Genomic DNA, 12,124 nt, shown 5'->3' on the forward strand with positions numbered 1-12,124 from the left:
TTTAGCTGCCAATCCGTTCGACGGTCAAATTGCCGTTTGTATAGACACAGATATCTGCTGCAATTTCCATCGCCGCCCGTGCAATATCTTCGGCCGATTTATCCGTATGCATCATCCCGCGCGCGGCCGCCAAGGCATAGTTTCCGCCGGACCCAATAGCTGCAACGTCATGCTCAGGTTCAAGCACATCGCCCGCGCCCGTAATCACATACATCTCGGTTCCGTCCGATACGATCAGCATCGCTTCCAGCTTTTGCAGATACTTGTCAGTGCGCCAGTCTTTTGCCAGCTCGACCGATGCGCGGGCCAGTTGTCCTGGTGTCGCCTCAAGCTTCGCTTCCAGCCGTTCAAGCAGTGTGAAGGCATCGGCGGTCGATCCTGCAAAGCCAGCAACGACATCAAAACCACCGGGTGACAAACGGCGCACTTTTTTTGCGGTTCCCTTGATAACAGTTTGGCCCAAACTAACCTGCCCGTCGCCGGCAATGACGACCTGACCCTCTTTTTTGACACCTATAATTGTCGTGCCATGCCAACCAGGAAATTCATTGTTTTGCATAGTTGTCCTTCCATTTCGCGGATATATGTGCCCCGATGGAAGATGATGCAACCCGTGAACGCTATTCAGTAAGTGCCCGATGCGCGATAAAAGAATAGATACAGCCCTGGAAGCCTGGCAGGTTCTGGCACGCAGATCGGGGTATGATGACGCATCGTTTCAGCGTGTCACGCACTGGCATAAGAAAGACGCACGCCGGTCCCATATCATTTTGCACATGCGCGATAATGAAGGGATGTCGCTGATCCTAAAGCAGATACAGCGCCCCACCGATATCAACAGTTTTCAGGATGTCGTTCGGGCACAGCGTATTGCTGCCTTTTCCTTACGACATCAGGATTATGCCCGTGTTCCAAAAGTTCTGGGACATGATAGCCAGTTGCGCGCGTATCTGACAGAATATGCTGCAGGTCGAACCGCCTTTGATCTATGTTCGGGCACCCGTGATCGCGCGCAGATACTAAAATCCGCGGGTCGTTGGTTGTCCGAATACCACAGCGTTAACGAACAGGAGCGACGCATCTATCAGCCTAAGTTCATGGTGCAGCACCTGCAAAAACTGGCTGAGCAAGTGAAAAACGGCGAAAGGAAGATCCGTGGGCAAAAGCTGTTTCGTTACTATGTCGACCAGATCGCAGAAACCGCAAAAAGCCATGAAGGACGGGAAAGCGTTATATCATCCAAGCACGGTGATATGAATCTGCGCAATATCCTGCTGTCCAATGATCGGGCCTGGGCCGTTGATTTCAACACGCCCTCATATGCGCCGGTTGGATTTGATATCGTGCGGTTTTTGCTGAACTATTCCGAAATATTTGCTGATATAAAGGGCATCAAGTCCGGTAATGTTATTCCCAAAGAGGACTTCGATGCGTTTTTTCAGGGATATAAGTTGGTCGGTCCAGATGACCCCAGTGTTCAGTTTTTGCTAAAGGTGCAGCTGTTGACCGATTGGAACCGGCTGCCCCACGATTTGCTTGATACCAGCGCCACCAATCTGGTGCGTTTTCGCCGTATCAAACAAATCTCCAAGATCGCGTTTGAATAGTCAGATCGATTCTTCAATCCAGTTTTGCAGCGTCGCTTTGGGTTTTGCGCCGTTCATGTTCGAAACGACCTCACCACCTTTAAAGATAAAAAGCGCCGGGATGCCGCGCACACCCATCTGAGCGGCCGAGTTCGGATTGCTGTCGACGTCTACTTTGACGATCTTCACCTTATCCGACATTTCATCTGACAGCTCTTCCAAAGCAGGCCCGATCTGTTTGCAGGGGCCACACCATTCGGCCCAGAAGTCGACGACGACAGGGACGTCAGAATTCTTGACTTGTTCATCAAAGGTTTCGTCGGTGACGGCGATGGTGGCCATTATAATTCTCCTTGGGGACGCGGGTCAGGATGCGAAACTATGAATGACCTTGGCATTCGTCAAGATACAGTATGCTGACTGAAGGCATTCCTCACGATGTCGTGCGGTAATGACATCAACCGGCCGTTCTTTGTCCAAAGAATTGCGGTCTGGATCGTTTTTTCCGGATATATTTGTTCAAGGGCAGCTTGATACGCCCGCATCTGACGCAGCAATCCGATCGGTGTTTCATTCGCGCTTTGCGGTATTTCCCGATTGGTTTTGAAATCAATCGCCAAAACAGTCGTGTCGCGGACAATCAAACGATCGATAACCCCATGCAGCTTCCGGTCACCGTATTCCGATAATGTACCAATCACCGGGACTTCAGCCAGCGCGTTTTCGTCAAAAATAAAAGCCAGATCAGGATGATCCAGAACACTGGTCGCCTCATCAAAGGCCAGGCTTATGGCCTGATCTGTGACAAGGGGGTTGGATGATTTCAAAATCTGATCTGCAGCACGCCGCCAGTTATCGCGGTCAAGTCGAGGCAGATATTCCAGCAGTAAATGAACATTGTTGCCATGATCCAAGACAAAGGGGTCTGCTTCTGCATCGACCTCTGTCGCCAGGGCTTTTGGCCCGCCCAGATCTGACGGTGTCAAAGGCTTTTCCACGACAAGTGCGGATTTTGCCTTGGTTTTAAAGAAAGCCGGTAAATCTGCCGCAGGTTTGCCCAACTGTTCTTGCTTGTCATCTGCTTGTCCGAACCAATCGCCGGTCTCCAGTCGCCGACCTGGACCCAGATCAAATGCGGTTTCAGCCGCACCGCATTTTTCCATGCCTTGTTCGACCAGCCAATGCCAGCATTGATCTGTTTTGGTGATCTTGCCCGCCGCACAGACGATTAGCCATTTTTCAGCGCGGGTCATGGCCACGTAAAGCAGGCGCAGTCGTTCGTGTTGCTGTGCTTTTTTCAGGTCCGATACTCTGGTTCGGATGTTGTCTGGCTGTTCGGCGGTCATGGGTGCCCAAAACACAAAATCTTCGGTTGGGACCAGTTCACTGTTGAACCGAACAGGACGATCCGCACAATCCGGCAGGATAACGATAGGTGCTTCAAGACCCTTGGCGCCATGCACGGTCATCACCCGGATCAGATCGCTTGCACTATCCAGTTGCCGTTTGATTTCAACATCATCCGTTTCCAACCATGTCAGAAAACTGGTCAATGTTGGTGTTTCGGTGCGTTCATAGGCCAAGGCCTGGCTAAGCAGGGCGTCAATGCCGTCTTCAGCTTCGGGGCCCAAGCGCGCCAATAGCTTTTTGCGGCCATCAAACCGAATAAGCAGACGTTCAATCAGATCGTAGGGACGCAGATAATCGGCATCATTGCGCAGGGCTTCAAGCATATCGACAGTGTCGCGAAATTCATCCTTGCGATTTTGCAGTGCACGCCACAGGTATTTATCGGTCCGCTTGTGTGCCAAATCGAACAAATCCTGCTCGGACCACCCAAATAAAGGCGATCTTAGCGCGCAGGCCAGTGACAGATCATCTTCGGGCAATGCCAGAAACGATAGAACAGCCATGATGTCCTTAACGGCCAGTTCACCCCCGATTTTCAGCCGGTCCGCCCCGGCGATCGGCAAGCCCTCGGATTTGCAGGCCTGAATGATTTCACGAAACAGTTCTTTGCGCTGTTGGACCAGGATCAGAATATCGCCGGGGCGAACTCGCCTTTGATGATATGCACCGGTGCCATCTTCATCCGGCAACGTTTCATGATCGATCATTGACTTGATCCGCGTGGCGAGCTGTTTAGCAAGCAAAACGGTCTGATGCGTTTCGCTTAGCCGATCAACCGGGTCGTACCAGGGCAGCTCTTCTTTCGTTTGGGTCGGTTCTATGGCGGGCCAAAGATCGACGCGACCGGGCATCGAAGACTTAAACGCCTTATGTTGTGACAGATCACCAAGACCCGTGGCCGCATAGGTTTCGAAGGTTTGGTCAACCAGTTGCAGAATGGGTTTTGCGGATCGGAACGAATGTTCCAGATGCACGGATTGAAAGGGTAACTCAACTGCGGCAAGCCTATCCTGAAATAGATGGCGCATACGATTGAAGCCTGTGGGATCAGCGCCCTGAAAGGAATAAATTGATTGTTTCGGATCACCGACCACAAAAATGGTACGCTGCACGTCCTGCCGCGCGCCTTGGCCGCTGGTAAATTCCTGAGCCAACCGTTCGATGACTTGCCATTGCTGCGGGCTGGTGTCCTGCGCCTCATCCACCAAAATATGATCTATTCCGCCATCCAGTCGGAACAAAACCCATTGTGCGACGGATGGATCATGCAGCAATTGCGAGGCGCGGTTGATCAGATCATCAAAATCTAACCAACCACGCAGCAGTTTTTGATGTTCGTAGCGGGGCAGAAATTCATTCGCGAAACGATGCAGCGCAAGTGTCTTGTCCATCGCGGCCAAAGCCAGTCGGATAGGTCTGGCCGCCTCGACGCGCCGCATGAATGCGTCAACTTCGGGCAGAATGTCTGCTATCTTGCCCTGCGTAGATTTAGTTGGGAATTTACCAACCTTGGCTGAAAAAGGCTGCGCAGCATCTTTTCCAAATAAAAAGACCTGCTCCAACTCAGGTAACGTATCAACAGATAAAGCTTGTATAACCTTAAGCTTTTTCGCAACCTTTTGATCCGTCGATGATCCCTGCTGCAAGGCCGGTATCAGACTGGATAGCAAGTTTTGCTCTGATCCCAAAAAAACCTTTGCCGAAAGCGTTTCGGTCGTTTCATCAGGCGACACGTCAAAGTGATGCCGTATGTCATCCTGCGATTTTGAGACTGTGAAAAGAGCTTTATGTTTGGTGATTTCAGATAAAAGCCTTTCAAAACTTTCGCCCGATTGGAAAAAGGCAAGATCATCAACGAAACCGACAGTGGCGGGGTCATCTGCCATCGCTTCGACGATTGCATCCCGTAACAGCTGGGCGGATCGGTCTTCGATTTCAGTAAATCGGGGTGAGATGCCTGCCTCTAGCGGAAATCGTCGCAGCAGCGCGGCACAAAACGAATGGATGGTCTGAATCTTCAATCCGCCGGGCGCTTCAATCGCCCGCGCAAACAAGCGGCGCGCCTCCTTTAGAACGTTTGCATTCACATCATGGTCGATACCCAGTTGTGTCAGGTCATTTCGAAGCTGTGCGTCCGGCCGCATTGTCCATTCGCCCAAGCGTCGGAACAAACGGTTCTGCATTTCACTGGCCGCAGCCTTTGTATAGGTCAGGCACAGGATACGCTCAGGCGGGACACCCTCAAGCAACAGCCGCGCAACACGATCTGTCAAAACACGGGTTTTGCCTGACCCTGCATTCGCAGCGACCCAGGTTGAGCTTTCGGGTCGTGCGGCTTTGACCTGCCGGATAGTCGCTTCGTCTCTTATCACCTGACATCCTCGGCCATGGGTTTCATGGTGGCGTCCCATTCCCCAAATCGGGAAAGGTGATCGTAAGTCCCAACATCCGTGTCCCGTTGCATGTACCGGCGCGCGGTGAACCCTTGTGCTTCACTGATGTAGGCGCTGATCAATTGGTGCAGTTCATCCCAAATTCTGGCAGTGGACAGTTGATCCAAAGGTGCGGAAATGGTTTTGGGATTGGCGCCCAGACCTATGAATTCCGCATGTGCCAGTGACCTTGGTCCGATTTTCTGAAATGCGCCCTTTTCGATCATTGCCGCTTCGATCAAAAGCTGTCTGTCAAATGCGATCTGTTCAGGGATGCCGGGTGGATTGCCGGTTTTGTAATCGTAAAGAAAAACTGATCCATCGGCGGCCACATCGATACGGTCGGCCTTCGCTGTAACCGTAAAGCCCAGCCCGGTCAGATCAATTTTTCCGGTTTGTTCAAGACCGACAGGCGTGGCGCGGGCTTGCCGGTCTTGTTCACCCAGCAAAAAGGCGTCTGCGATCTTGATAAGTTTGGCCCGCCAGATCCGTCGTACGGCAGGCCATGGCGCCTGTTGTATCAGAACCTGATCAGCGACCGATATCAGCTTTTCTTTTGCCGCAGTATGGTCGTCGGGAACGCCGGAATCCACGAATTTCTCGAAAACATCATGCAGGATTGTACCCCGAAGCGGGGCATCCGGCATCTGATGCAAAGGATCAAGCTGTTTCAAGCGCAAGACATACTGCGCATAAATCGCATAAGGATCGCGGACCAATGTCTTGAAACGAGTGACCGATAACTGGGTCGGACGGGCTGATCGCGGTGGTCTTGGGCATGGACGTGATGCGGGCGGAACAGTCTGATCTGGTGCCTCAAGCTGTTGTGCCATAGTGATCCATGTCCGACCACGTGCACGCATGTCGTCCAATGCTTGCGTGCCAAGCGTTTCATGAAGACCGCCCAACAGATTAGTCATACGGTTCAACCAGCGGGATGGCACGGTTTCGGCTTCGTCATTGCGGATCGGTCGTGTGATCCAGACTTCGTTTGCGCAGACAGCCTGCTGGAAGTCATGCGCCAAAAGACCGATTTTGCGATCGGGCATCAGCAACCCTGCCTTTTTTCGCATGGCACGGTTCAGCCAAGGATCGGGCGTTGGTGGCGGCGGCCAGGTGCCTTCGTTCATTCCCGCGATAATCACCAGATCGGCGCCCTGCACCCGTGCTTCAAGCGTGCCCCAGATCATTATCCCGGAATGGGGCAGTTCAGCACGGCGAACTTCTTCTAGTGTCAGAACACCATTCAGCAAGCTGAGGTATTCGAAACCCGCAACGGTACCGGCGTGGTGGGCTTCTTTCAGCAGCAACTGCATTACCTTGCGAACCTGTTGCCCGGCATCACTGGACCAGACAACACCTTCGCCATCCAACGCGGGCCCCCCCGACAGTTTTTCAGCAATTTCAATATGTTTGATGACGATATCCTGCAAAGCACTATCGTCGACCGGTTCAAGCGCCAGGACAAGGTCAGAAATCCAATGAACCCATTCTTTCAAACCATCTTCTGGCTTGACCTGTGTTAACCAAGTGTGGATCGCCTTGGCATCCGGGAAAGGTGGCCCATCCCTGCGCAGCCAAAGCTCAAACTCTCTGATCCATCGCAGATGGGGTCCACGATCGTCCTGCCCTGTGTTCGTCATAGGGTCTTTCAACAATGATAAAAGCGATTTCGCGGTCAACCTGGTTTGAAACAGCGTGGCGATTTGCAACAGGAAACGCCCCGGTGGCGTTTGGGGCAGCGGAACACCAGCGCTGTCATCAGGTATGATGCCCCACCTGTCCAAAGCGGCGGTTACAAGCCTGGCAATCTGCCGATCAGGTGTAATCAGTGCCGCGACCTGCGCTGTTTCCGCAGCCTGCCGCAGCCGCATCGCGATCACGGTTGCCTCAATTCGTGGCGAAGGCGCCTCGACCAAAGTGATCTTCTGGGCGGCTGTCGTCAGGTCCGACAACATCGGGCCTTCGGTCAACCACTGATCGGTCACAGGGGCGGGCCGTAATGCCAAGGAAATCAGCCTGTTCCGCGCCGGAGAAGGCGCAGCTGCATCCGCCCATTGCTGAACGTCGCAAGCATGGATCTTCAAATCTTCCAACAGGGCCTGAAATCGGTATTGCGGATGGTCTTCAATCCCGTTTTCACCGCCAATCCGCGCCCATATTTCATCTGGCTGATCAAAGTCGAAACCTGGAAGGATGACGCCACCTTGGGGCAGTCCCGCCACCGACTTCATCAACATGGCCGTTGCGCCGCGTGATCCGGTTGAACCAGCGATCAGAACCGGATGTCTGGGCGGCGTCTTGGCCCAGAGGTGTACCAGATGTTCGACTATCATCCGTTGCCTTGTTTCGACATCAGGCTGACTGTCCGTACGAAAATAGCCTTGCGTGATTTTTATAAACTCAAGTGCGCGTTGCCAGTGGCCTGATTGATCGCTGATATCCAGGCCCTGGATGACGTCTGGTGCAACACCTTCGCCGTGCATTTCATCCATCAGATCAGCCAAGCTGTCCGTCAGATCAAACAAAGCCGACTTCGGCGCAAGATCTGGCTGAGCGTCTAGCAATTGTCTGACCAGCTGTGTCAGTTCCAGCCGCCTGCGCAATTTGGACGCGGGCATAGGCAGATCTGGCTGAACGTAGTTTTGACCAATCTCGGTCACCAGGCGGATTTTTGGCAAAAGTCGTGATGGCCCGGTGGTAAACAACTGCCTTAAGCGTCGCTGCATGCGTCTGGTGTTGACGTATATATCAACACGCGCGATCGTCTCAGGCGGCTGATCTGCCGTGCGGTCCAATAGTCCGTCGATCAAGGCATTGGCAAAATCAACGCCTGGCGCCAAACCGAAAACGCGCGGATGATCCGATGGTTCAAACATCAGATGCCAAAAGGCTTTCTGCAATATGAATGCCTGACGGATTGCCAACGTCGCACCAATGACCTTCATAGATGCAGCCGTATAGTTTTCCTTTGGCAATCAGCCTGTTCCAGACGAGGTTCAGTGAAAAGACGTCGTCTTGTACTTCAGTGACGCGCTGCGGTTTTATGATCTGCACGCCGGTGTATCTGAATGGACCGGGGCGTTTGACGTGGCCATGGTCTGTCAGGTCGAAATCATGCTGTGCTTCGTGTCCATGCGCACGATCCTGCGGCACCAAAAGCAAAAGCGCATCCATCCTTTCCGCATTCCAGGTCTCTGCAACTATTTTCAGCGGATTTTGGCCCTTCCAAATGGCGTCCGAATTCATCGTAAAAACGGCATCAGACCCTAGCATATCTGCGGCCTTCTTGAAGCCACCACCCGTTTCCAAAAGCCTGTCTGTCTCGTCCGAAAACAGAATATTCTGACCCTGAAGATGCCGGGTCAACGCATCGGGTAGGTAATGCAGGTTAACTACTGCTTTTCCGATATCCGCGTCATTCACTAGGCTCAGAGCATGATCGATCAATGGCTTTCCGGCGATATTGATCATCGGTTTCGGCCGGTCAGCGGTCAGATCACCCATACGTGTCCCCAGACCTGCCGCGAAGATCATTATAGATGAGGGACTGTTCCGCATTTATCTTTTAATATCTCCAAAATGTCTGCTGTCGGCCGGGGTAAGAGACGATCAACCTGTTCCCGCAACATCACGACTGACGGATGTGATAGATCACTTACCAGATTTTGCCAAACACGTGGGATCAGGTCGACATATCCAGGTTTTCCAGAATGCAGCGATAATCTGGCAAATACGCCCAGTATCCGCAGATTTCTTTGGGCACTGACGATGGCGCAGTTTTCTTTGAAACATTCCGCATCCTGTTGCGTCGCATTGATGTAGCGATCTATCATCATAGTGATAATTTGTGGTTTCACATCCCGTCGCGCATCCTTCAGCAGGGACATCAGATCATAGGCAGGGTGGCCCAACATCGCATCTTGAAAATCAAGAAGGCCGACTCGCGCCGTACCCTGACGATCCGGCAGCCAGATCAGGTTTTCGGCATGGAAGTCCCGCTGAATAAGCACCTTTGGATAAGGCTCAAGGCCAACAATCAATTCCCGCACGGCGTTTCGAAAATGATCCTGATTTTCCTGATCAATCGTAAGACCAGCGCCCACGGCGTACCAGGTCAGCGCCAGACACCCCATATCTGCCATGATATCGGCATCATAAAAGTTCAGATCGGCTGGGGGCTGATGCTTGTGCAGTTCGATCAAAACGTCCACGGCGTTTTCGTAAAGTTCTACTTCAAGTGCAGGCGTGGTTTCTGAGATACGGGCGAATAAATCATCACCCAAATCCTCAATAAGTAGAAATCCGTTTTGAACATCGATTTCGAAAATCTCAGGCGCGCTTAGACCGATTGACTGCAAATAGCGTGCAATTTTGACAAATGGCTCGACGGTTTCGCCTTTTTCCGGATCTGCGTCCATCAAAACAGTTGTCTGCCCGTTGTCTGCCTTCAGTCTGTCATACCTGCGATTTGAGGCGTCGCCGGCAAGCGGACTGATCTTTGCGGTTTTCCAGCTTGTTTGACTTAAAAAGTCACGAATTTGTTGTTGTCTGGCTTTCACTTAATTGCTCCAGAAGACGCTGCCATCGGGGGGTTGATGCGGTGACGTTTACCTCGTGCTGTCCGTTGTCCAATGCCTGAAAGCGCAAGGTCAAGCACTCTTTTGGAACCGCGTCCCCCAAACGATCTGGCCATTCGATCAGGCAGACCGCTTCAGCGAACACCTCTTCAAGTCCAAGCTCCAATGCTTCGTCAGGGCTTGTCAGACGATAAAGATCACAGTGCCAGATCTCAAACGTTTCGGTTTGATAGATTTGAACCAACGTAAAAGTTGGCGAAGGCACATCTTCGTCCGGGCCGATCAGTGCTTTGATCAAGGCGCGGGCAAAGAAGGTTTTACCCGCACCGATATCGCCTTGCAACAGTATGGTGTCACCGACGGCAATACTGGATGAGATGATATGCGCCAGTTTTCGCGTTGCATCTTCGTTTGGTAGCGGGATGTACAAGAGCTGTTCTGCCATCCCGTGATCCTAGCGGCTGGGCAAGCCGTCGCAAGATGGTTTCAGCTGACCGCGATTTCCAGCTGCGGTGGTTCGGATACAAGCTTTTTGAAAGCAATCAGCGTCGCACCCCTTGGCAGTGCTTCGGCGCGACATTGCAGGACTTGCCCGTTTTGCAAGGTCACATTGCCGGACCAGGATGATCGTTCATTCGTGCTGGTGGAAAATAGTCTAAGCTGTTCCCAGATATCGGAGTGATCTGACAGAAGCTGCCAGCGCGTTAAGGCATCGTTGATATTTGTTTCGACAACTTCCTGAACGATATCCTCGGCCCAAAGGGTTTTATATTTGTTATTGGATAAAGTCACCGAGCCATTAGAGGCAAATACGATGATCGCTTCGTCCAGATTATCGATAACGGCCTGCCCTTGTTCAAGCTGTGACCGGAAACGACGTGTCAGTGAAATTTCGGCGCTGATATCGTCAAACAGAAATGCAACACCGCCACCTGGATGTGGCCTGCCCGTTACGCGATACGTCAGTCCCGACGGCAGATTCCAGACCTCGGAATATGTACCGTCGACTGCGGCGGCCTCAAGATCAGACATTTGTTGCTGCCAGCTGCGATAGTCTTTGGGTTCAGGCACCATCTGCCGTTCGCGCAACTTGTCCAGAAATGCGAAAAGCGTTGGCCGAATGCTTAGAAACTCGGGCGAAAGACCCACCATATTCAGAAGGGCGGGGTTAAACAGAACCAGCTGTCGTTTTTTGTCGAATATTGCAAGACCGGTCGGTAACTGCGCAAATGTCTTGCTGAGTGTTTGGACAAAATCGCGCAAGGCCTCTTCGGCCTTGATGGTCGTATTGATGTCTGTGGCAAAAAAGAGTGTATGATCACCCTGTTGGATGCTGCTGATTTCATACCAATTGGGTGCTGCGTCTTCACCGGGTTTAAGGCAGGCGCGCCAGACACGTCGCGCATCTTCTTCCAGCAAGGATGGCAATGTTTCGAATAGTGCTTTCAGCGGCCAGGTTTTTTCGCTTTCAATATCCGAATGATGTATCGCCAGATCGGTGTAGGCTTTGTTAGCCCATGTTACTGTTCTGTCGCGGTCTTGTATCCAGACCAGATGTGGCGCGTGATCGACCGTTTCGCGTAGAATGTTAAGCTCATCTGTTAGCGCGCTAAAGCTGGGTCCATCGATCAAAGAACGCTCTTTTTCGTCCGATGATGTGACGACCGCGATACGGGCCAGATTGTCCCACCATTCGACTTCGACACGCCCGGTATCGTCGGGCATCGCGGCGTGAACGGTCAGGTGACCTTTTTCGAACAGTTCACTCAGGTCCTGACCAATGGTCGGAAATCTAGGGGACAGGATCGCTATCAGCTGATCCAGATCGCTTTGATCGTCCGAAGATGGCGTGGCGGTTGCCAATAGCCGACGCGCAGGTTTGGTCGCATCCAGCAGTTTCGAGTCGTCGAAAACAAAAACAAGATCGGTGGCGGCGTCTTTGATAATAGCCCGCGCCGAAACCGTCTTTTCGGGTGATAATGCTGAAATTGCCCACAAAACACAAAATGCCGTCACAATCGAAAACCCCGCCAGGGCGGCAATTTCAGCAGGTGTCAAAACCGTAAACACACAGGGTTCCTTTAGTGGCGGCTTATAGTGCTAAACTTTCGCTAAT

Annotated in this window: 9 protein-coding genes; 1 reads left to right on the forward strand and 8 read right to left on the reverse strand. The window is 52.3% G+C overall.

Annotated elements, in window-relative coordinates:
* Window position 1 precedes the first annotated feature (1 nt).
* A complete protein-coding gene (hslV, locus tag H7848_RS00560; RefSeq protein ID WP_208347164.1) occupies window positions 2-559 on the reverse strand; it encodes an ATP-dependent protease subunit HslV in 558 nt (185 codons plus the stop codon).
* Window positions 560-638: 79 nt separating this feature from the next.
* Between hslV and H7848_RS00565 the strand changes: the two genes are divergently transcribed.
* On the forward strand, window positions 639-1,607 hold the full coding sequence (locus H7848_RS00565; RefSeq protein ID WP_208347165.1) for a phosphotransferase: 969 nt from the start codon (window positions 639-641) through the stop codon (window positions 1,605-1,607).
* Here H7848_RS00565 and trxA read toward each other — a convergent pair whose 3' ends face one another.
* From trxA to H7848_RS00600, 7 genes are read right to left on the reverse strand one after another with little or no spacing between them, the layout of a single operon-like run.
* A complete protein-coding gene (gene trxA, locus H7848_RS00570; protein ID WP_208347166.1) occupies window positions 1,608-1,928 on the reverse strand; it encodes a thioredoxin in 321 nt (106 codons plus the stop codon).
* Window positions 1,929-1,987: 59 nt separating this feature from the next.
* Window positions 1,988-5,368: a double-strand break repair helicase AddA gene (addA, locus tag H7848_RS00575; RefSeq protein WP_336512045.1), complete on the reverse strand. Its 3,381-nt coding sequence runs from the start codon at window positions 5,366-5,368 to the stop codon at window positions 1,988-1,990.
* The gene (gene addB, locus H7848_RS00580) at window positions 5,365-8,307 is read right to left on the reverse strand and encodes a double-strand break repair protein AddB (RefSeq protein WP_208347169.1); all 2,943 of its coding nucleotides are present in this window, start codon (window positions 8,305-8,307) and stop codon (window positions 5,365-5,367) included. The genes addA and addB overlap by 4 nt, the downstream gene beginning before the upstream one ends.
* Window positions 8,300-8,989 (reverse strand): nucleotidyltransferase family protein, encoded by a 690-nt coding sequence (locus H7848_RS00585; protein WP_208347171.1) that lies wholly within the window; start codon window positions 8,987-8,989, stop codon window positions 8,300-8,302. Before H7848_RS00585 ends, addB begins: the two co-directional genes overlap by 8 nt.
* On the reverse strand, window positions 8,965-9,990 hold the full coding sequence (locus H7848_RS00590) for an aminoglycoside phosphotransferase family protein (RefSeq protein WP_208347173.1): 1,026 nt from the start codon (window positions 9,988-9,990) through the stop codon (window positions 8,965-8,967). The genes H7848_RS00585 and H7848_RS00590 overlap by 25 nt, the downstream gene beginning before the upstream one ends.
* Complete coding sequence (gene tsaE / locus H7848_RS00595) at window positions 9,962-10,453, reverse strand: tRNA (adenosine(37)-N6)-threonylcarbamoyltransferase complex ATPase subunit type 1 TsaE (protein ID WP_208347178.1); 492 nt, start codon at window positions 10,451-10,453, stop codon at window positions 9,962-9,964. Before tsaE ends, H7848_RS00590 begins: the two co-directional genes overlap by 29 nt.
* 41 nt (window positions 10,454-10,494) lie before the next feature.
* Window positions 10,495-12,078: a PAS-domain containing protein gene (locus H7848_RS00600; protein WP_208347180.1), complete on the reverse strand. Its 1,584-nt coding sequence runs from the start codon at window positions 12,076-12,078 to the stop codon at window positions 10,495-10,497.
* Window positions 12,079-12,124: the final 46 nt, after the last annotated feature.

Source organism: Pseudaestuariivita rosea, from assembly GCF_017592335.1.
Lineage (GTDB): Bacteria > Pseudomonadota > Alphaproteobacteria > Rhodobacterales > Rhodobacteraceae > Parasulfitobacter > Parasulfitobacter rosea.